The sequence below is a fragment of the Aurantiacibacter xanthus genome (assembly GCF_003584015.1).
Classification (GTDB): domain Bacteria; phylum Pseudomonadota; class Alphaproteobacteria; order Sphingomonadales; family Sphingomonadaceae; genus Alteraurantiacibacter; species Alteraurantiacibacter xanthus.
This window is the reverse complement of the sequence record NZ_QXFM01000075.1, coordinates 1-19,337: the sequence shown is the minus strand read 5'-3', so window position 1 is coordinate 19,337 and position 19,337 is coordinate 1. Positions and strand designations below refer to the sequence as shown.

At 65.3% G+C, this 19,337-nt stretch carries 20 protein-coding genes and 1 tRNA gene; 9 read left to right on the top strand and 12 right to left on the bottom strand.

The window, feature by feature from the left end; translation table 11 throughout:
* Positions 1–87 precede the first annotated feature (87 nt).
* The gene (locus tag D2V17_RS08510) at positions 88–1,344 is read right to left on the bottom strand and encodes an IS701 family transposase (RefSeq protein ID WP_119592595.1); all 1,257 of its coding nucleotides are present in this window, start codon (positions 1,342–1,344) and stop codon (positions 88–90) included.
* 85 nt (positions 1,345–1,429) lie between these two features.
* Here D2V17_RS08510 and D2V17_RS08505 point away from each other — a divergent pair, with 85 nt between their 5' ends.
* Positions 1,430–1,981, top strand: coding sequence for a type 2 periplasmic-binding domain-containing protein (locus tag D2V17_RS08505; protein ID WP_119592642.1), 552 nt, complete (start codon positions 1,430–1,432; stop codon positions 1,979–1,981).
* Between the two features lie 571 nt (positions 1,982–2,552).
* Here the strand turns inward: D2V17_RS08505 and queF are convergent.
* Positions 2,553–3,011, bottom strand: a complete 459-nt coding sequence (gene queF / locus D2V17_RS08495; RefSeq protein WP_119592640.1) for a preQ(1) synthase — start codon at positions 3,009–3,011, stop codon at positions 2,553–2,555.
* 80 nt (positions 3,012–3,091) lie between these two features.
* Between queF and sseA the strand changes: the two genes are divergently transcribed.
* The 3 genes from sseA to D2V17_RS08480 are packed head-to-tail and all read left to right on the top strand — an operon-like array spanning position 3,092 to position 6,329.
* Positions 3,092–3,937, top strand: a complete 846-nt coding sequence (gene sseA / locus D2V17_RS08490) for a 3-mercaptopyruvate sulfurtransferase (RefSeq protein WP_119592639.1) — start codon at positions 3,092–3,094, stop codon at positions 3,935–3,937.
* Positions 3,889–5,166, top strand: a complete 1,278-nt coding sequence (metC, locus tag D2V17_RS08485) for a cystathionine beta-lyase (protein ID WP_119592638.1) — start codon at positions 3,889–3,891, stop codon at positions 5,164–5,166. The genes sseA and metC overlap by 49 nt, the downstream gene beginning before the upstream one ends.
* On the top strand, positions 5,163–6,329 hold the full coding sequence (locus D2V17_RS08480; RefSeq protein WP_425453633.1) for a mechanosensitive ion channel family protein: 1,167 nt from the start codon (positions 5,163–5,165) through the stop codon (positions 6,327–6,329). The genes metC and D2V17_RS08480 overlap by 4 nt, the downstream gene beginning before the upstream one ends.
* A 33-nt stretch (positions 6,330–6,362) precedes the next feature.
* Here the strand turns inward: D2V17_RS08480 and D2V17_RS08475 are convergent, their stop codons facing one another.
* Entirely contained in the window at positions 6,363–7,271 is a 909-nt protein-coding gene (locus tag D2V17_RS08475) for a glycosyltransferase family 2 protein (RefSeq protein WP_119592637.1), read from the bottom strand.
* Between the two features lie 186 nt (positions 7,272–7,457).
* On the opposite strand from D2V17_RS08475, the gene cobA reads away from it, so the two are divergent.
* From cobA to D2V17_RS08450, 5 genes are all read left to right on the top strand, one after another.
* A complete protein-coding gene (gene cobA / locus D2V17_RS08470; RefSeq protein ID WP_119592636.1) occupies positions 7,458–8,225 on the top strand; it encodes a uroporphyrinogen-III C-methyltransferase in 768 nt (255 codons plus the stop codon).
* Positions 8,222–8,521 carry a DUF2849 domain-containing protein gene (locus D2V17_RS08465; protein ID WP_119592635.1) on the top strand — a complete coding sequence of 100 codons (300 nt, stop codon included), beginning with the start codon at positions 8,222–8,224 and terminating at the stop codon, positions 8,519–8,521. The genes cobA and D2V17_RS08465 overlap by 4 nt, the downstream gene beginning before the upstream one ends.
* Positions 8,522–8,620: 99 nt before the next feature.
* The gene (locus D2V17_RS08460) at positions 8,621–10,285 is read left to right on the top strand and encodes a nitrite/sulfite reductase (protein WP_119592634.1); all 1,665 of its coding nucleotides are present in this window, start codon (positions 8,621–8,623) and stop codon (positions 10,283–10,285) included.
* Positions 10,278–10,730 carry a DUF934 domain-containing protein gene (locus tag D2V17_RS08455; protein WP_119592633.1) on the top strand — a complete coding sequence of 151 codons (453 nt, stop codon included), beginning with the start codon at positions 10,278–10,280 and terminating at the stop codon, positions 10,728–10,730. The genes D2V17_RS08460 and D2V17_RS08455 overlap by 8 nt, the downstream gene beginning before the upstream one ends.
* Positions 10,723–11,520 (top strand): phosphoadenylyl-sulfate reductase, encoded by a 798-nt coding sequence (locus tag D2V17_RS08450; protein ID WP_119592632.1) that lies wholly within the window; start codon positions 10,723–10,725, stop codon positions 11,518–11,520. Before D2V17_RS08455 ends, D2V17_RS08450 begins: the two co-directional genes overlap by 8 nt.
* A 453-nt stretch (positions 11,521–11,973) precedes the next feature.
* Here the strand turns inward: D2V17_RS08450 and D2V17_RS08445 are convergent, their stop codons facing one another.
* From D2V17_RS08445 to D2V17_RS08405, 9 genes are all read right to left on the bottom strand, one after another.
* Positions 11,974–12,888 (bottom strand): NAD-dependent epimerase/dehydratase family protein, encoded by a 915-nt coding sequence (locus D2V17_RS08445; RefSeq protein ID WP_281270560.1) that lies wholly within the window; start codon positions 12,886–12,888, stop codon positions 11,974–11,976.
* On the bottom strand, positions 12,885–14,018 hold the full coding sequence (proB, locus tag D2V17_RS08440) for a glutamate 5-kinase (RefSeq protein WP_119592631.1): 1,134 nt from the start codon (positions 14,016–14,018) through the stop codon (positions 12,885–12,887). Before proB ends, D2V17_RS08445 begins: the two co-directional genes overlap by 4 nt.
* An 18-nt stretch (positions 14,019–14,036) precedes the next feature.
* Positions 14,037–15,107 carry a GTPase ObgE gene (gene obgE, locus D2V17_RS08435; protein ID WP_119592630.1) on the bottom strand — a complete coding sequence of 357 codons (1,071 nt, stop codon included), beginning with the start codon at positions 15,105–15,107 and terminating at the stop codon, positions 14,037–14,039.
* 156 nt (positions 15,108–15,263) lie between these two features.
* Positions 15,264–15,339 (bottom strand) — tRNA-Ala (locus D2V17_RS08430).
* 100 nt (positions 15,340–15,439) lie between these two features.
* Positions 15,440–16,267: a hypothetical protein gene (locus D2V17_RS08425; RefSeq protein ID WP_147367301.1), complete on the bottom strand. Its 828-nt coding sequence runs from the start codon at positions 16,265–16,267 to the stop codon at positions 15,440–15,442.
* Positions 16,268–16,472: 205 nt separating this feature from the next.
* On the bottom strand, positions 16,473–17,261 hold the full coding sequence (locus D2V17_RS08420; protein ID WP_119592628.1) for a Bax inhibitor-1/YccA family protein: 789 nt from the start codon (positions 17,259–17,261) through the stop codon (positions 16,473–16,475).
* Positions 17,262–17,363: 102 nt separating this feature from the next.
* A complete protein-coding gene (locus D2V17_RS08415; protein ID WP_119592627.1) occupies positions 17,364–18,170 on the bottom strand; it encodes a pyrroline-5-carboxylate reductase family protein in 807 nt (268 codons plus the stop codon).
* Between the two features lie 92 nt (positions 18,171–18,262).
* Positions 18,263–18,769 (bottom strand): type III secretion system chaperone family protein, encoded by a 507-nt coding sequence (locus D2V17_RS08410; RefSeq protein WP_119592626.1) that lies wholly within the window; start codon positions 18,767–18,769, stop codon positions 18,263–18,265.
* Positions 18,770–18,930: 161 nt separating this feature from the next.
* On the bottom strand, positions 18,931–19,337 hold a 407-nt coding region (locus D2V17_RS08405), incomplete at its 5' end, for an SPOR domain-containing protein (protein ID WP_191229129.1).

The window sequence follows — 19,337 nt, the reverse complement described above, 5'->3', positions numbered from 1 at the left end:
CACTACTTTGGCAGATTTTCTGGTGTCGGGTCAGATATGCAGCGACCGCAGTGCGGGCATGGCCGATCCGGTGGCTTGGAGAAGCGGTCAATGATGGCCTGTCTGATCGCTGGTAAGCTCGGCTGTGGAGGCGGACCGGCAGTCCTTTTTTTCCCCCTTGGCCTGCTTGAGGCGCTGGGTCTGCAAGAAGGCCAGGGCGATCATGGACATCAGCGCGTGTCGGTGCAGCCCCTTCCATGATCTACCCTCGAAGTGATCGAGGCCGAGTTCTTCCTTGAGTTGCTGATGCCCCTGCTCACAGACCCAGCGGGCCTTGATGGCGCCGGCAAGCTGCCTGATTGGCGTGCTGGCAGGCAGGTTGGAGAGGTAGTATTTGCGCTCGCCAGTCGAGCGATGCTCCCCGACCAACCACACCTCCTCGCCGGGCAGATGTTGCGCACCCATGTCCCGGATGCGCTGGGGCGGACCATCGGCGACACGCACGCGAACGGCAGCGAACCGCGCCGAGAGTGGCCCTTTGGTCCCGCGCCGCCAACTCACCTTGCGCCACCTTGCCATCTCCAGCATTGCCTTGGCGGATATCGATTTTGCGTCGGGGATGGCGTTCTTGCGAGGGCGACCTCTTCCAGCGATCGGGAAGATCATCCCAACATCGGCGGGGTAGACCTTCTGTCTGAAAGGTATGCCCACCGCCCATGCAAGCCCGCGCTCACTCAGCCCCTGTCGGAACGGTGCGGACATGCCATAGCCCGCATCCGCCAGGACACAGCCGAAACGAACACCCGCAGCGCCGACCCGATCGATCTCAGCGAGCGCGATCTCGGGCTTGGTCCTGTAGGGGCAGCAATCGAGAGGAACTCCAGTCCGTTCCAGGCGGGCCACGTCTCCGGTCCAGCTCTCGGGCAGGAACAGGCGCAGGCCGACCATGATGGGGACTTCGCCAGATGCCAGCGTCACCGACACCAGCGTCTGGCAGTTGGCATTCTTGCCCAGTGCCGACGCATATTGCGGCGCCACGCCGACGGAATGGCGCCCCTTCTTGGGCAGCGCCGTGTCGTCGATGATCAGCCAGGCCTTCTCGCCGCCTACCTGCCGGTCGGCCTCGGCGAGCAGAGCTGCCTCCAGCGGTGCTTCGTCCCACACGCCGCTGGCGATGAAATGATGCAGCCGATCGTAGCTGACATCATCTGTCCGGGCGGCCATCGGCTGTATGCTTTTGCGATCCCCCGGGCCGATCAGTCCCGCGATATACGCCGGACACATCCGGCCACGCGTCTTGTGTCGCAACGCCGCTACAAACGGTGCCAACCACTCGTCCAGTTCGCCACGCCAATCCGTATCCATCGCCAGCCCCTTCGAAAAGCTGGCTCCCTATGAATCACTGGAATCCCACCTTGGGAATCCCAAAAATCAGATTTCTGCCAAAGTAGTGCTAAAGTGGCTTATCAAGATCGTTCGCGGCACGAATGAAGCCATAGGTTTCATCTCGGCGGCGACTTGGCTCGGTCTGGTGCCTGCCCAACTCGCAACATTCGAAGACGTCCGCAAGGCCATCGAAGATCGTATTGTAGCCGAAATGACAGTCACTGGTGAGGGTGAAGAGGAAAAGATCGACCTCACCCAAATGTTGTATATTGATCGCCTCCGATGGCCGGGACCTTTTGGTGGCTCCGCCTCGCCTTCCATCAATGGGATCACCATAGAAGAAAGGCCGAGATATCATTGGCCGCCTCCTGCTACAAAACAGCCGCTATCGCCGCCTGACGAAGAAAGCACGGAACTGCTTGGTGTGGTGGCGCGCACAAGAGCAGGCGAACTGAGGTTTTTCTCGGACGATGCGCGGCTCTTCGCAGCTGAATTTGTAGACCCTCTGCTGTCAAAAATTGCTCCCACCACGACCATGAGCATTTTTACTGGCCGCATCGTTCCGCGCGACTATCTCCCCCTCTTTCGGATCGAGGCAATTGGAAAGGAAGCCTAGCTAGCCGTAGCACGCGCAGCCCTCCTTGCCTTGGTCAACGCCTCCTCGGCCAGCGCTCAGCCAGCCCCCCGCCCGCATCACTCGTTCACCGAAGTCATCCCGACTCTCGCCGTTCCGGCAGTAGGCCACAATCCGTCTGAACCGATCGTGGCCTTGAAACCCCTCAATGCGGGGGTCCGCATCGAACTGGCGGCAGCGCACATCATCAGTGAGCATCACCTCCAACGCGCGCTTCGCAATCGAACCTTCCGGTGTGCGCATTCCCGCGCCAGGTGTGCTTGATCAGCGTGCGCAAATCGCTCTGGAAATCATCGAAAATCGGAAAGTAGGTAGAGGCTCAGCTCGTCAACTAAGCCCACCTTTTTGCTCCCACTGGGGGCACCAATGAAACTTCGCTAAAATTCAGGACTATTTATCCAATGCTTACTTCGAGCCTCACAAGCCTGCAGCCAGCACCCCCTGAATTTTCAATGCATTAGATTGTCACCGCACAGCATTGATCCACCTTGCTCCCCAAGGGGAGGGGAGCAAGGTGGATCATGGCATTGTCATCCGACTCAGCCCGAAAGGCTCACCCACGCCCGCGATAGGGCGCGACTCCCTGATCGGGCAGGAACAGCCCCTCGGGCGGGGTGCCGCTTTGCCAGAACACGTCGATCGGAATGCCGCCGCGCGGATACCAGTAGCCGCCGATGCGCAGCCACTTGGGAGCCATCTCATTAAACAGACGCTCGCCGATGCCCACGGTCACGTCCTCGTGGAACCCGCAGTGATTGCGGAAACTGCCGAGGAACAGCTTGAGGCTCTTCGATTCGACGATGGTCTCGCCCGGCGCATAGTCGATCACCAGATGGGCGAAGTCGGGCTGCCCCGTCACCGGGCACAGCGAGGTGAACTCGGGCGCGGCAAAGCGCACCATATACAGCGCCTGCGGGCGCGGATTGGGGACATAGTCGAGCACGGCCTCTTCAGGAGAGGCGGGCAGGCTGCTGGTCTGGCCAAGGTGCAGAGGGGTTGCATTGTCGCTCATGCAAGATGCGATGCCTCCGTTTGCGCGCGCGGGCAAGTGCGGCGTTTACCCGGCGCGGCGGGCGGGCTAAGCTGAGGCCCATGTCCATGCTCGTCTCCACCCAGTGGCTGGCCGATAGTCTCGGCGCTCCCAATCTCGTCGTGCTGGATGCCAGCGCCCACCTGCCCGACGCCGGGCGCGATCCCAAGGCGGACTATGCCGAGGCGCATATCCCCGGCGCGCGTTTTCTCGATCTCGCGACGCTGGTCGATCCGGCGAGCAAAGTGCCCGCCGCCCTGCCCGACCCGGCAACTTTCTCCCAACGCATGGCAGCACTCGGCGTGCGCGAGACCGATCATGTCGTGCTCTACGACGACAGCTATGTGAAAACCGCTGCCCGCGCCTGGTTCATCGCGCGGTTGCACGGGATGGCCCGCGTCTCGGTGCTCGACGGCGGCCTGCCCAAGTGGCGGAGCGAGGGCCGCCTGCTCGAAAGCGGTACGCCCGATGTCGCGCCCTCCACCTTCGCCGCGCTTCCCGGTGACGTCGAAGTGCGGAGCAAGGCCGATGTGCTCGCCAACCTCGACAGCAAGGCCGAACAGCTGGTCGATGCGCGCGGGGCCAAGCGCTTCACCGGCGAAATGTCGGACTTCCGCCCCGAGGTCGCCGACGGACACATTCCCGGCTCGCGCAACCTGCCGTTCGACGAGCTGTTCAACGCCGACGAGACCTACAAGTCGCCCGAGGAAATCCGCGCTGCCTTCGCCAGGGCCGGGGTCGATCTCGACCGCCCGCTGGTGACCACCTGCGGCGGCGGCGTCACCGCGGCGGTGCTGCTGTTCGCACTGGCGCTCGCCGGCAAGAACGACGTGGCCCTGTACGATGGCAGCTGGGCCGAATGGGGCACCGATCCCGCCACCCCCAAGGAAACAGGGCCAGCCGCTTGAACGAAAACGGATCGAACGGCGAAACCCACGCCAATGCCACCCGTCTGGTCGAGGCCGGACGCCGCAAGCAATGGCGCAGCGTACCAGGCCAGCCCGGCAGCGTCGTCAACCCGCCGGTCTGGCGCGCCAGCACGCACCTTTACGAAAGCACCGAAGACCTCGCCAAGGGCCGCCCCAACGAAGACGGTCACTTCTATTACGGCCGCCGCGGTGGGCCGACCCAATGGGCGCTGGCCGATGCGCTGACCGAGCTGGAGGAAGGCGCCGAGGGAACCGAGCTGTTCCCCAGCGGGGTCGCCGCCATCGCCGCCACGCTGCTGGCGCTGCTGAAGCCGGGCGACGAACTGCTCGTCTGCGACAACGCTTACGAGCCGACGCGCAGCATCGCCGCCGGGCTGCTGGCGGGCTATGGCATCACCCACCGTTCCTTCGACCCGCTCGACATCGAGGGCTTTGCCGCGATGATCGGGCCCAGCACCCGTGTGGTGATGCTCGAAAGCCCCGGCAGCCTGACAATGGAAGTCAGCGACATACCCGCGCTCGCCGCTATCGCGCGCGAAAAGGGTGTGGTCAGCGTGATCGACAACACCTGGGCCGGGCCGCTCGGCTTTGCCGCCCTCGCCCATGGCTGCGACGTCACGCTGATGAGCCTGACCAAGCATGTCGGCGGCCATTCCGACCTGATGATGGGCGCGGTATCCGCCCGCGCGCCGCAGCTGGCACAGATTCGCCGCCATGCGCAGATGCTCGGACAGGTCGTTTCGCCCGACGACGCCGCACTGGCCCTGCGCGGCCTGCGCACGCTGGGCCTGCGGCTCGAACGCACCAGCGCCACCGCCGCTGAAGTGGCGCGCTGGCTGACCACCCGGCCCGAGGTCAGCGCGGTGCTGTGCCCGCAACTGGGCGGCGCACCGGGCAACGACCTGTGGCAGCGTGATTTTACCGGCGGCTGCGGCCTGTTCAGCTTCGTCCTCGCCGCAGGGGCCGACAAGTCGGCGCGTGCGCGCCTGCTCGACCGGCTGGAGCTGTTCGGCATCGGGTTCAGCTGGGGCGGCTACGAAAGCCTCGCCATTCCGGTCGACCCGGCGGGGCTGCATTCTCTTCGCCCCTGGCCTCCCGGCATCGACGAGGGCAGCGGGCTTGGCGTGCGGCTCGCCATCGGGCTGGAGGATGCGGGCGATCTGATCCGCGATCTGGAACGCGGCTTTGCGGCCATGGGAGAATCATGAGCGCCGCCGAGCAGCTGTCCACGCTTCCGGTGGGCCCGACCGAGGCCGCAAACGCCGCGGCCACCGCACCCACACCCGATGCCACGGCGGCTGCCGTCGCCTTGCAGGAGGCCGAAAAGGCGGTCGAACGCGCGCGTCAGGCGGTGGAAATGTCGGGCGCGAACATGCCTTCCGACTTCCCCGTCAACGACGATGGCGTGGCCGGAGCCGATGCCCTGAAAGACGCAGTGGCCGAACAGAGCGTCACCATTGCCGGGGCGATCGAAAAGCTCGACAGCTGGGGCTTCACCATTGCCGACACGCGCTTTTCGGTGTGGAGCGTGCTGGTCGTGATCATGGTGGTGGCAGGCGTCATCATCGGCGCGCGGCTGTTCTCGCGTGTCTCGCACTCGATGCTCGAACGGCTGACCAAGCTCGATCCGTCGCAGCGCCTGCTGGCCGAGAAAATGCTGACCATCGTGGTCTGGGCGGCGGCGATCCTGATCGGCATCGACATGCTGGGGATCAACCTCACCGCGCTGACCGTGTTCTCCGGCGCCTTCGGTCTCGCCATCGGTTTTGGTCTGCAAAAAACCTTCGGCAACCTCATCGCCGGGATCATCCTGCTGCTCGACAAGTCGATCAAACCCGGCGACGTGATCGCCATCGCCGATCAGTCGGGCAAGGAGAGCTTCGGCCAGATCCGCAAGATCGGCATCCGCGCCGTCTCCATCGTGACGCGCGACGAGAAGGAATATCTGATTCCGAACGAGAACCTGATGGTCAATCAGGTCGAGAACTGGTCCTATTCGAGCAAGAACGTGCGGATGCAGGTGCGGGTCGGCATTTCCTACGGGGCCGACATGAAGCTGGCGGAAAAGCTGATGCTTGAAGCCGCCGCCGATTGCCCGCGCGTGCTCAAGGTGCCCCCGCCGACCGTGTGGATGAACGAGTATGGCGACAACTCGGTCAATTTCGTGATCCATTGCTGGATCGTCGATCCCGAGGAGGGCGTGGGCAATGTCCGTTCGATGGTGCTCAAGCGGCTGTGGGATCTGTTCGAGGAACACGACATCGAGATCCCCTTCCCCCAGCGCGACCTCAACCTGCGCGACAACGCCCAGTTCCAGCAACTGGTGGCCGCCATCGCACAGCGGGTGGAGAAGAAGAACGACCCGGTCTGAGGGCTCCGGCCCGGTTCGAACGGTTGCGCGCCGTCAGCTTGAGGGCGTTGGCGAAGGTGCCGCCCCGTATTCTTCGAGGATCGTCGGCCGCACCCGGTAGCTGAGCGCGCCGCAATGCAATGCCGCGCGCGCTGCCCAGCGGCGCGAGGCATCGCTTCCCGGCAGGGTGGCAACGGTCATCGCCGCGCTCACCAGCGCCTTGGCTCCGGCGGTCAGGCCGAGGCGCGAGAAGCCCCTGGCGTCGAACTCGCGCGAGAGCAGCCCGTGCGTCTGCCCGGCACGGAACATGCGGCGAAACACCCATGTCATCGAGGCGCGCGAACTGGGCACATCCTCGTAAACCACCGATTCCGGGCGATAGACGATCCGTCCGCCGCTGGCGGTCAGCTGGCGGAACAGCAGCGTATCTTCGCCGCCCGTGCGCCCCAGTTCTTCGCGGAAACGGATGGCGTTGCGGCGCAGAAAGTCCACATCGAGCAGGGCATTCGAGGTATAGGCATTGTCCACCCGGCCGGTAATCCGGTTCGAGTGAAAGTCGCACCGGGCGGCCCAGCCGGGCAATGCCGGCCCATATTGCGCCACGCTCTGGCCGATCACGGCCTCGGCACCCTCGGCCCCGGCGTAAAGCTCCTCCAGCCAGTCGGTGCTTGCCACCTCGTCATCGTCGATGAAGGCGGCCCAGCGCGTTTCCACCCCGTCGAGCGCGGCGTTGCGCGCAATCGAGATATTCTGCGCCGGCGCATGGCAATAGCGCAGCGGAAAGCGATAGCTGCCGGCGAAATCCGTCACCTCGGAGCGCAGGGCATCGGTCACATCGTTGTCGACCACCAGCACCGCCGCCACCTCGACCTCCGCCAGCCGGATCTGCGCAATCGAGGCGAGCGTTTCGAACAGCGAGGGGCGGCGATAGGTGCAGATGCAGATCGTGACCGGCTCTGCCATGATGCTCCTCGTTCGTGCAAAGGCCAGCCCGCCCGAATGCGGCGCATAACCCGTTGGTTAGACGCCCTGTCCTTATCGGCTGCCGCTTAAAGGTCAATGAAGCGCGAAGGCGGGCTAAAGCTGACCTACCCTGTCGTGTAGGCATTCTCGCTTCAAACCCTGCGGGCAAACGTTCATCTGCATTCCATGGCTGAAACCTATCCTATTGGCACGATTCATCTCGTGGGCGCGGGTCCGGGCGATCCCGATCTGCTGACCGTGCGCGCCGCGCGGCTGGTCTCGCAGGCGCGGGTGATCGTGCACGACGGGCTGGTCGATCCCGCAATCCTCGCCATGGCGCGGCCCGATGCCCGCCTTGTCAGCGTCGCCAAGGCGCGCGCGCGCCACACCATGCCGCAGGACGCGATCAACGACCTGCTCGTGCGCGAGGCGCTGGCCGGGAATGACGTGGTGCGGCTGAAGGGCGGCGATCCCTTCGTGTTCGGCCGTGGCGGCGAGGAAATGGAAGCGGCACAGGCCGCTGGCGTGAAGGTCGAGGTCGTCCCCGGCATTTCCGCCGCCAACGGCGCCGCCGCCGCCGCGCAGATCGCGCTCACCCACCGCGAGGATGCTTCGGTGGTCAGCTTCGTGGCGGGCCAGTGCAAGGGCCTCAGCGAACAGAACTGGGCGGGCCTAGCCGGCAAGGGGCGCACGCTGGTGATCTACATGGGCGTTTCCACCGCCGCGCAGATCTCGGAAAAGCTCATGGACGATGGCCTCGCCCCCGATGCCCCGCTCGCCGTGATCGAAAACGCCTGCCGCGCCGATATGCGCGTGCTGCGCGCGCCCTTGGCGGGCCTGGCCGATCTCGTCTCGCGCGAGGCCGTGAAGAGCCCCGCCCTCATCATCATCGGCGAGGTTACCGCACGCGGTGACGCCGCCCTCACCCAACTGGCTCTGGAGGCCGCACAGTGAAAATCCTGACCGGAAACGATCTTTTGACCGGCTTCGTCACCTGGTGGGACGGCCAGGGCTGGTCGCCCCATGTCGACGACGCAGTCGATGTCGGCGACGAAGCCGAAACGATCCTCGCCCGCGAGGAAGCCGCCCGCCGCGTGAACGCCAGCTACGCCATCGAGGCCTCGCTGGACGAGAACGGCAAGGTTCGCCCTGCCCATATCAAGGACCGCGTGCGCGCGCTCGGCCCCACGGTGCGCCCCGACCTGACCCTCAAACCCGCCGAGCCCGAAGCTCTCAACTGGGTGATCTGATGATGTTCCCGCAATTCCGCTTCCCGTTCGCTTCGAGCGAAGTCGAGAAGCTTCCGCGCACCGTGTCTCGACTGCGCTCGACCCGAACGGAGATGGTCGATGTATAAGTATGATAGTTACGACCAGCAGATGGTCGACACCCGCGTCGCCGAGTTCCGCGACCAGACCCGCCGCCGCCTCGAAGGCAAGATGACCGAGGACCAGTTCAAGCCGCTGCGTCTGCAGAACGGGCTCTACCTCCAGCTGCATGCCTACATGCTGCGCGTGGCGGTGCCCTATGGCACGCTCAACGCCACGCAGATGCACGCGCTGGCCGACATCGCCGACAAGTACGACCGCGGCTATGGCCACTTCACCACGCGGCAGAACATCCAGTATAACTGGATCAAGCTGGAGGATGCGCCCGATATCCTCGCCGATCTCGCCAAGGTCGAGATGCATGCGATCCAGACCAGCGGCAACTGCATCCGCAACATCAGCTCGGACCAGTACGCTGGCGCTGCCGCCGACGAACTGATCGATCCGCGCCCCTATGCCGAGCTGCTGCGCCAGTGGTCGAGCTTCCACCCGGAATTCCTGCACCTGCCGCGCAAGTTCAAGATCTGCGTGATCGCCTCGGACAACGACCGTGCGGCGATGCGCCTGCACGATATCGGCATCCAGATCGTGAAGAACGAGGCGGGCGAGATCGGCTGCGCGTTCTACGTCGGCGGCGGCATGGGCCGCACCCCGATGATCGCCCCGCTGATCCGCGAGTTCGTCCCGCTCGACCAGCTGATCACCTATTCGGAAGCAGCCTTGCGCGTCTACAACCGCTACGGTCGGCGCGATAACAAGTACAAGGCGCGCATCAAGATCCTCGTCCACGAGATGGGCAAGGACGAATATGCGCGTCAGGTCGAGGAAGAGTTCGCCCACCTGCTGGAGCAGGGCATCGAGCCGCCGCTGGCCGAGCTGGAGCGGATCAAGACGTTTTTTCAGCCGCCGCCGTTCGTGTCGAGCGAAGTCGAGACACCCAACGCCGAACGCCTCTCGACTGCGCTCGAGGCGAACGGGGACGCAGCTTTCGCCCGGTGGGTCCGCGCCAACTGCTCGGCCCACAAGGCCCCCGGCTATGTCGCGGTGACGATCAGCCTGAAGCCCGTCGGCGGCATTCCCGGCGACGCCAGCGCTGATCAGATGCACGTGATGGCCGACCTCGCGAAAGAATACTCGTTCGACGAGTGCCGCGTCACCCATGCGCAGAACATCGTGCTGCCGCATGTCGAAATCGGCCGCCTGAACGAGCTTTACGCCAAGCTCGCCGAGGCTGGCCTCGCCACGGCCAATATCGACCAGATCGGCGACATCATCGCCTGCCCCGGTCTCGATTATTGCAGCCTGGCCAATGCCCGCTCGATCCCCGTGGCGCAGAAGATCGCGCAGCGCTTTGCCGAGAACGGCAAGGGCGAGACGCTCGGCCAACTGAAGCTGAAGATCTCGGGCTGCATCAACGCCTGCGGCCACCACCACGCGGGTCACATCGGCATCCTCGGCGTCGACAAGAAGGGCACCGAGAATTACCAGCTGCTGCTCGGCGGGAGCGAGGCGGAGGATACCAGCCTAGCAAAAATCACCGGTCCCGGCTTCGATGAGGCGGGCATTGTCGACGCGGTCGAGAAGGCCGCCGACGTCTATCTCGCCCGGCGCGAGGACGGCGAACGCTTCCTCGATACCTACCGCCGCATCGGCATGGACCCGTTCAAGGAGGCGCTTTATGCCTGATACTCTCGGCACAAGTCCTGATGACGTACAGTTCCGCTTCCGCGATGACGAGATGGTCGACCATGCCGCCGTCACCGTCGATGCTTTCCTCGACCAGTCGAACGCCGCCGCCGTGCGGATCGAACCGGGCGACGATGCGCGCGAACTGTTGCCGCACCTTGAACGGATCAGGCTGGTGGAGGTCAACTTCCCCGGCTTCATGGACGGGCGCGGCTATTCCTCCGCGCGCGTGCTGCGCGAGGCAGGCTACGACGGCGAAATCCGCGCGGTGGGCGAGGTGCTGATCGACCAGCTGGCGATCATGCGTCGCTGCGGCTTCGATGCCTTCGCCCCTGCCAGCAAGCTTGACGAAGCCGATGCGGAAGCTGCCTTCAACCGCTGGGATGACGTCTATCAGAAGACCACCGACGGTCGCGCACCGATCTGGCAGAAGCGGCATGGGTAATGCCGCCATCCGCCAGATCGACCGGATCGACACCGGCCCCGCCTTCACCCAGGCCGATGCCGACGCGCTCAACGCGCGCTTTGCCGACATGTCGACGCAGGAGATGCTCGCCGCGCTGTTTGCCGAGAAGGCGATCGGCCGGGTGGGCGTGGTCTCCAGCTTCGGCACCGAAAGCGCCGTGCTGCTGCACCTGCTGGCCGAGGCCGATCCTTCGGTGCCGGTGATCTTCGTCGATACGCTCAAGATGTTCGACGAGACCCTCGCCTATCGCGACACGCTGGTGGCGCATCTCGGCCTCACCAATTCGCAGGTTGTGCAGCCGCTGCCCGAAGTGCTCGCAGCCAAGGACGAAAGCGGCCTGAGGTGGTCCTACGATCCCGATGGCTGCTGCGAAATCCGCAAGGTGGAGCCACTGGCCCGCGCCAAGTCCGGGCTCGATGCGTGGATTTCGGGGCGCAAGGCGTTCCAGTCGGTCACCCGGCAGAATCTCCCCCGGTTCGAGGTCGAAGAAGGCCGCCTGAAGATCAATCCGCTCGGCGACTGGACCAAGGACGATCTCGAAGCCTACTTCGAGCAGCACGATCTGCCGCGCCATCCGCTGGAGGCCGAAGGCTTCCTCTCGGTGGGTTGCGCGCCCTGCACCAGCAAGGTTCTTCCGGGCGAAGATCCGCGCGCGGGCCGCTGGCGCGGTTGGGACAAGACCGAATGCGGAATTCACGGGTCCAGCTCACCGCTCCCCGGCAAGGACGACGATGGCGACCTTCCGGCAGGATACGAACCTGTTTTTTAACATAATTTTTATTTCGGAGAGCGATTACAGTAGGGCGACATAAGCCGCAGATGACAGGTCTTTGACAATGCGCAACCAGTCGGTTGCAAATTACGCAACAGGTCTTGCACTTATGGCGTTTGTGCAAAGGGCTCCGGCTCCGCATAAGGAACGGGCCTTTCAGGCATCCTCTCCCAAGACTTTCAAAGCCCGGCCTCGCGCCGGGCTTTTTTTCTGCCCAATGATGAGGGCACAGTGTTCACCTCTTGCACGAAGCCGGCCAACCACGCGCAATGCGCGGGATCAAACGCGGTGCAATAGTTCGTTGCAAATTGCGCAACAGGTCTTGCAGTAAGCTCGTTTGCGGGAATCGGCCCCGATCCGCATAAGGAACAGGCCTTTCAGGCATCCTCTCCCAAGACTTTCAAAGCCCGGCATTCGTGCCGGGCTTTTTTTCTGCCCGAAATGCTGCGGTCAGAGCCAGCCCTGCGCGCGATACCATGCAGCAGTCTGCGCCAACCCCTCGGGCGTGGCGATCTGCGGTTGCCACAAGGTGGGAGGGACCGCACGCGCCGGATCGCTCACCCAGTTCGGATGGCACATGTAGCGGGCGCGGTCGGGCGTCAGCTTGGCGCGCGAACCGCGCAAGAGCCGGTCGAGCCGCCCGCCCAAGGCCAGCACCGCCCCCGGCATCGACAGCGGCCACACCCGAAAGCCCATCGCCGCCCCGATAGCGCGCGCCATATCGACATGCCGCCAGCCGCCCGCGCGGCCATCGTCGGGCTCGAAGATCTGTCCGGACAGACCCTCGCCCCCTGGAACCACGTCGAGCAGCAGGCGGGCCAGATCGCCGACATGGATCATCGAGGCGCGACCCTCGGGCGGCATCGGCATGACCCTGAGCGCAGCGGCGCGGAACACCTCGAAGATCTCGGTATCGCGCGGGCCATAGACGGCGGGCGGACGCACCACGGTCCAGTCGAGCCCGCTGGCCTTGGCCAGCTCCTCGGCCTTGCGCTTGGTGCGGCAGTAGTCCGACAGCTCCGGCTCGCGCGCGGCGATGGAGGAGACGCAGACGAACCGCGCCACGCCTTCCGCCTGCCCTGCGGCGACCACCGCGCGGGTGCCCTCGACATTGCCTGCCTCGAAGGCGGCGGCGTCCGCGCCGTTGACCACGCCCGCGATGTGCACCAGCGCCCTCGCCCCGCGCGCCAGCTCGGCCAGCGCTGCGTGGTCGGCAAGGTCGCCGCGCACCCAGGTCACGTTGTCGCGCGGCTTCTGCTCGCGCCGGGTGAGCGCGCGCAGGGCAATGCCGCGCCGCGCCGCCTCGTCCATCACCGCCTGCCCCACGAAGCCCGTGGCCCCCGTGATGGCGACAGGCCCGGTCACAGCATCACCAGATGGTCGCGGTGGATCACCGCCGAGCGCGGCGAATAACCGAGCACCGGCTCGATATGCTCGCGTCGCAGCCCTTTGATCGCCGCAACCTCGGCGCTCTGGTACTCGCTCAGCCCCTGCGCCAACACCATGCCATTCTCGTCACACACCTCGACCGGATCGCCGCGCCCGAAGCTCCCGCTCACCGAGACAATCCCCGCCGCCAGCAAGCTGCCTCCGCCGCGCAGCGCCTCGGCACATCCGGCATCGACCACCAGCTGCCCCTCGATCTTCTGCCGCGCGCCCAGCCATGCCTTGCGCGCGCCGTCGTTGCGCTGCGGTCGGAACAATGTCCCGATGTCGCCATCGAGCGCACGCGCCAGCGGCAGGTCATAGGTGCCGTTGATAATGGCGAGCGCGATACCCGCCCGCTCGGCAATCTCGGCGGCCTGCAACTTGGAGGTCATCCCGCCCGAGCCCATACCCGAGCCCGAGCCGGGGCTGGCCATCGCGTGAATCTCGGGCGTAACGCCCTCCACCAGCGGCAGCAGTCGCGCCCCCGCCTCGCGCGGGTCGCGGTCGTAAAGCCCGTCGATATCCGACAGCAGCACCACCGCATCGGCCCCCGCCGCCTGCGCCACGCGCGCGGCGAGCCGGTCGTTGTCGCCGAAGCGGATTTCCTCGGTGGCGACCGAATCGTTTTCGTTGATTACCGGCACCACGCCCGCCTTGAGCAGCCGCCCGATCGTGGCCGAGGCGTTCAGATAGCGGCGGCGGTCTTCAAGGTCGTCGAGCGTGAGCAGCATCTGCGCCGCGATCAGGTCGTGCTGGCCGAGCAGTTCGGCCCACAGCCCACCCAGCGCGATCTGGCCCACCGCGGCAGAGGCCTGTGCGTCGGCAAGGCTCCCGCGCCCGCCGCGCGCCATGCCCAGCCGCGCCGCACCCAGCGCGATCGAGCCCGAACTGACCACGATCACCTTCTGCCCGCCGCCACGCAGCCGCGCGATCTCGCCGGTCAACCCGGCGAGCCAGGCGCGCCGTGGCTGCCCGTCCTTGCCGACCAGCAGCGAGGAACCAACCTTGAGCACGACCAGCGGCGCAAGCGCGCTGTCGGCAATTTCGCGAAGGCATGTAATGCTCATGCGCGGCGACTTAGCGCGTCAGCCGAGCGGATTCCACGGCTTTGCGGGCTCGTTCGTTTCTTCCTCGGCCAGCACCGGGGCAGCCTTGGTCTCGGTCGAGGTGCGCAGCGGCAGATAGCTCAACAGCGCATCGAGCAACCTGTCGATGCCGTCACCGCTCATCCCCGAGATCGCGAACACCCGGTCTGCCCCCGCCGCGAGCAATTCTTCCGAGAAGGCTTTGACCAGCTCGTCATCGGCCTGATCGACCTTGTTGAGCACGACCAGACGCGGCTTGCCCGCCAGTTCGTCGTCATAAGCGGCCAGTTCGTCTTCGACGATACGCATGGCTTCGACCGGGTCGGTGCCGGCGATGTCGATCAGGTGGATCAGCACCCGGCACCGCTCGATATGGCCAAGGAAGCGGTCGCCAATTCCTGCACCGTCCGCCGCGCCTTCGATCAGGCCGGGGATGTCGGCGATCACGAACTCGCGGCCCTTGTGGTGGACCACGCCAAGCTTGGGCACCAGCGTGGTGAAGGCATAGGCCCCGACCTTGGCCCGCGCATTGGAGACGGCGTTGATGAAGGTCGACTTGCCAGCGTTCGGCAGCCCGAGCAGGCCTACGTCGGCGAGCAGTTTCAGCCGCAGCCACACCCACATCTCCTGCGCGGCTTCGCCGGGCTGATGCTGGCGCGGGGCGCGGTTGGTGCTGGTCTTGTAGCTGGCGTTACCGCGCCCGCCCATGCCGCCTTCGAGCAGGGTCACTTCCTGCCCCTCTTCGGTGAAGTCGGCGAGCAGTTCCTCGCGCTCTTCATCGAACACCTGCGTGCCCACCGGCACCTCGATAATGAGGTCTTCGGCGGCAGCGCCGGTGCGGTTGCGGCCCATGCCATGCCCGCCGCGCTTGGCCTTGAAGTGCTGCGAATAGCGGAAGTCGATCAGGGTGTTGAGGCCGGGCACGGCGCGAAAGATCACATCGCCGCCCTTGCCGCCGTTGCCGCCATCGGGCCCGCCGTACTGGATGAACTTTTCGCGCCGGAAGCTCACCGCGCCGGGGCCGCCCGCGCCGGACCTCAGAAAGATCTTGGACTGATCGAGAAAATGCATGGCGTCAACTTACCCTAAAACGCCGGACGCTCAAACGGGCGTGTTGCGCCCGCAAGGCCGACCGGCCGCCCGCAGGTGCCCCGAAACGAAGGCGTCAGCCAAGTGGAGGGAATTGCACCGAGGACGATCGCGCGGATGCGCGATCGCAAAACAAACTGGTGGAGCCGAGCGGGATCGAACCGCTGACCTCGTCATTGCGAACGACGCGCTCTCCCAACTGAGCTACGGCCCCGTTACCAGGTTCGCCGAACACGGAATCGAATCCGCCTCGGCTTGGGAGGGCGGCTCTTAACGCCAAGCCGCCCTTCCGAAAAGGAAAAAATGAGCCGGCGCTATTGCGCGTCGGTCGGGACCGGTTGCACCACCGGGGTGGCGGCGACGGTCTCGTCTACCGGAATGACGGGAACCTCGGCCCCACTATCGGGGTCGAGCACAAAGCCGGTGGCTTCCGCCGTTACCTCACCCGGCGGTGTGCGGGTGCCATCGCCATAGAGCGCCACCCAGCCCGGCTGCGACGGGCCATATTGCGCGCCCCACTTGCGGTCCCACTCGGCCGACAGCTGCTCGTACTGCTCGTAGGCAACGTAAAAGCGGTTGAACGCCTGCTCGTAACGCTGGAGACCCGCCGTAGCGAAGGCCGCAATGTCCTGAGGCGGGGTGGCAAGGAACTCGCTCGCCACTTCGCGTGCGGCGGCGCAGAAATCGGCCCGCGCCGAAGGGTTGGCGAAATAGTTGTAGACACCGGTCGAATGGGTCTCGCGCGCGAGCAGAGCAGCCCGGTCGGTCCGCTCGTTCTGGCGGAACTTGCGGTCGATGGCCGTGTTCGCCCGCGACAAGGCGCGCGACTGCGAAGTCAGCAGCGCGCTGTAGCCGGTCAGGATCGGATCGTCCGCCGCAAGCTGGCAATTGAGCGCCGCCACGTTCCAGCCCGAACGGAAGTGCCACAGCGTTTCGTTCTCATCGAGGCCGGTGTTGACCGTCTGCCGCACGCCAGCGGCATCGACCCGCGGGATCTGCAGGTCGTAGGCGGCCTGAGGCGGCGGCAGCGGGCGGAACGGCACGGCTTCCACCACCGGTGGCGGAGGTGGCGGCGGCGGAGGCGGCGGGGGCGGAGGTGCGGGTGTGCTACAGGCGGCACAGGTCAGCAGCAGGGCAGTCAATGCGGCGTTGCAAAGCCTGCGGGGCGTCAATTCGATTCGCAAGTGTCGGTCCTCTCCGTCGCAATGACGTTCGATCGTAAAACGGCGCGCCTGAATGAGGGATGGCGCTTCTCCGCTGATAGCTAATACACTTTGCCCGGCAACGCGAGAAGCGTCGCCGGGCAACTATTGCACCACATGTTTCAGGCGCACGCTGAACCGAGTCTCAGTCGCGCGAGGCGCCCATGAAACGCAGCAGGAACAGGAACATGTTGATGAAGTCGAGGTAGAGGCTGAGCGCCCCCATGATCACCATCTTGCCCAGCGGGTAGGCAGCAGCCACCGAGGGATTGGTCACCTTCAAGTGGTTGATGGCCAGATATTCCTGCTTCAGACGCTGCGTGTCATAAGCAGTGAGGCCAGCGAAGATCAGCACGCCCAGCGCGCTGATGGCCCACATCAGGCCCGGCGACTGCAACCACATGTTCAGCAGCGAGGCGATCAGGATGCCGACCACACCCATGATCAGGAAGGTGCCGAAGCCCGACAGATCCTTGCCCGTGGTGTAGCCGAACAGGCTGAGGCCAGCGAAGGCCGCCGCCGTGGCAAAGAAGGTCACCGCAATCGAACCCGAGGTGTAGACGAGGAAAATCGTCGACAGCGACAGGCCCATCAGGACCGCGAAGCCCCAGAACATCGCCTGCAACGTGGAGGTCGAGAACTTGTCGCGCCCGAAGCTCATCGCGAACACGATGGCGAGCGGCGACAGTGCCACGATCCACATCAGCGGACCCGAGGCAAAGGCATAGGCCCAGCCCATGTTGGCCGTCAGCGCAGCGACCACACCGGTCAACAGCACGCCCGAGGCCATGTAGTTGTAAATCGAAAGCATGTGCGTGCGCAGGCCGGCATCGAAGGTGGTGCCACCCGACAGATCACGCGTCTGGCCCGGCGACGCGCCGAAGCCTTGCTGGCCAAAGCCAGTCTGGGGGCGGTTGTCGTTCCAATTCGCCATTTTCTTGCAAACTCCTCTGTCCGGCCTCTGAGGGGCGGGCCGGGCTAGACATAATATCGCGATCAAAGCCTGCGATTTCAAGCGAAACCGGCAGATGCCTTATTAACCCTGATTGCGCGCCTCACGGGCCATTTCCACGCTGCGATCGCGCGCCGAGCGCAGCGTCTTGGTGATGAGATGTGACAAGGCCTCATCCTCATCCAGCGCATCGAGCCCGGCGCGCGTCACCCCGCCCTTGCTCGCCACCATGTCGGCGAGCTTGCCCGGCGTATGCTCGGACTGGGCGGCCAGCGCCGCTGCGCCCTCCACCATCGCCAGCGCGAACTGCTGCGCCTTGTGCTCGGGCAGGCCGAGCCGCACCGAGGCATTGGCGAGCGCGTCGATAAAGCGATAGACGAAGGCCGGCCCGCTGCCCGCCAGCGCGGTGACGAGGTCAAACTTGTCCTCGGCCACCCATTCGGCATAGCCGAGCGCGCCCATCCATTCGACCAGCGAGCCTTGCGCCGCCTCGTCCAGCCCTGACTGCGCCAGCGCGACCGGCGCCTTGCCGAGCGCCACCGCGAGGTTGGGCATCACCCGCACCTGCGCCGCCGAGCGCGGGAACTTGTCCCTCAGCGTCGACAGCTCGACCCCGGCCAGCATCGACAGCACGGTGCACTCAGGCCCGGCAAGCGGCTCGATCTGCGGGGCGAGGTCGCCCAGCATCTGCGGCTTGATCCCGAGCAGGATCGCATCGAACGTACGACCTGTCGGCAATTCGCGCAGCAGCTCGATCCCGCCCGGCGCGGTCTCGCGCGCGGGATCGACGATGGTGAAGCTGTCCGGCGAAGCCCCCGCCGCGAGCCAGCCTTCGAGCATCGCTCCGGCCATATTGCCGCAGCCAACGAGGAGGGTTGATTCGAATGCCATAAATTAGATCCTTCGCCGTAAGCGCCAGTCGGCCTTACCAAGTTTGGGTTATGCGCGAAATTTCAACCCCCAAGGTTGCGCGCCCCGCCCTGTCAGGCCTCGCCCGCCGCATCGACCATGGCCGCCGCCAACGCCTCGCGCGGGCTCTTGTCGCCCCACAGCACGAACTGGAATGCGGGATAGAACCGGTCGCATTCGGACACCGCCGTATCGAGCGCCAGTTGCGCCATATCGAGGCTGATCATGCCATCGTCGCCCAGCAGCAGCCCATGGCGATAGAGCAGCACCGAGCCTTGCGACCAGATATCGAAATGGCCGAGCCAGAGCTGCTCGTTGACCATGGCGAGCAATTCCTGCGCTTCGCGCAGCCGCCCCTCCGTCACGCGCACTTCGGGCAGACAGAGCAGTTGCAGGACCCGGTCTTCCTCACGCCAGATCGCGCGCAGCTGATAGGTTGTCCAGGAACCGGGGATTTCGCCGCAAATCTCGTCATCGCCGACGAAATCATGAGTCCAGCCGTGCGCCTCGAACACGGCGGCGAGCATGTCCACGGGGGCGGCATCCTCGGTCGCGTCGATGGTCTCGCGGTTGGTATTCATTCGCATAGAGCCTGTGTCCTCGTCATGCCATGCTTAATGGCTGACCTGTCGGCCCGCGTGCAATCGCCGCAGCGAAGTCGCCCGTGCAAAACTGCAATGGGCTGTTCGTAGCATGTGCATAAAGAAAGGCGTGCAGAACCCGCAGCCGCCTTGCCAGACCCCTACAGCGGCTTGACTTCCTGCCCCGCATCGCTGGTGAAGCGGAAGCTGTCGATCCCCGCCTTGCCCAGTTCGGACACGAACTCCTGCGCCTCGCGCGCATTGGCGAAGGGGCCGGTGAGCAGCCGGTTGGTTTCACCCCAACGGGTGGTGAAGGCCTTGGCATCGTCGAGCAGCCCCTCGGCCGAGCGTTTGATGCGCCGCCAGTCGTAACGGAAGGCAGCGGTGTCCTGCCCGGTCGCCACCTGCACCCACTGGCGCGAGGGATGCGCGGGTGGTGGGGGCGGCGGCGGAGGAGGCGGCGGTGCCGGGCGTTCGCGCGGAATGTCGATCGCGGTGATGTCCACCGCATTGGCCGCGGCAGCCACCGGCAACGGCGAACTGCGCGCGAAGTCGGCAAAGGCCGTGG

Excerpts from the sequence above, each read along its gene's own strand:
- D2V17_RS08475 (WP_119592637.1), bottom strand. The coding sequence starts at position 7,271 with ATGGCAGAGCCGGTCACGATCTGCATCTGCACCTATCGCCGCCCCTCG.
- D2V17_RS08460 (WP_119592634.1), top strand. The coding sequence starts at position 8,621 with ATGTATAAGTATGATAGTTACGACCAGCAGATGGTCGACACCCGCGTC.
- D2V17_RS08455 (WP_119592633.1), top strand. The coding sequence starts at position 10,278 with ATGCCTGATACTCTCGGCACAAGTCCTGATGACGTACAGTTCCGCTTC.
- D2V17_RS08410 (WP_119592626.1), bottom strand. The coding sequence starts at position 18,769 with ATGAATACCAACCGCGAGACCATCGACGCGACCGAGGATGCCGCCCCC.
- D2V17_RS08415 (WP_119592627.1), bottom strand. The coding sequence starts at position 18,170 with ATGGCATTCGAATCAACCCTCCTCGTTGGCTGCGGCAATATGGCCGGA.
- sseA (WP_119592639.1), top strand. The coding sequence starts at position 3,092 with ATGTCCATGCTCGTCTCCACCCAGTGGCTGGCCGATAGTCTCGGCGCT.
- D2V17_RS08480 (WP_425453633.1), top strand. The coding sequence starts at position 5,163 with ATGAGCGCCGCCGAGCAGCTGTCCACGCTTCCGGTGGGCCCGACCGAG.
- D2V17_RS08510 (WP_119592595.1), bottom strand. The coding sequence starts at position 1,344 with ATGGATACGGATTGGCGTGGCGAACTGGACGAGTGGTTGGCACCGTTT.
- cobA (WP_119592636.1), top strand. The coding sequence starts at position 7,458 with ATGGCTGAAACCTATCCTATTGGCACGATTCATCTCGTGGGCGCGGGT.
- queF (WP_119592640.1), bottom strand. The coding sequence starts at position 3,011 with ATGAGCGACAATGCAACCCCTCTGCACCTTGGCCAGACCAGCAGCCTG.
- D2V17_RS08420 (WP_119592628.1), bottom strand. The coding sequence starts at position 17,261 with ATGGCGAATTGGAACGACAACCGCCCCCAGACTGGCTTTGGCCAGCAA.
- proB (WP_119592631.1), bottom strand. The coding sequence starts at position 14,018 with ATGAGCATTACATGCCTTCGCGAAATTGCCGACAGCGCGCTTGCGCCG.
- obgE (WP_119592630.1), bottom strand. The coding sequence starts at position 15,107 with ATGCATTTTCTCGATCAGTCCAAGATCTTTCTGAGGTCCGGCGCGGGC.
- metC (WP_119592638.1), top strand. The coding sequence starts at position 3,889 with ATGGGGCACCGATCCCGCCACCCCCAAGGAAACAGGGCCAGCCGCTTG.
- D2V17_RS08450 (WP_119592632.1), top strand. The coding sequence starts at position 10,723 with ATGGGTAATGCCGCCATCCGCCAGATCGACCGGATCGACACCGGCCCC.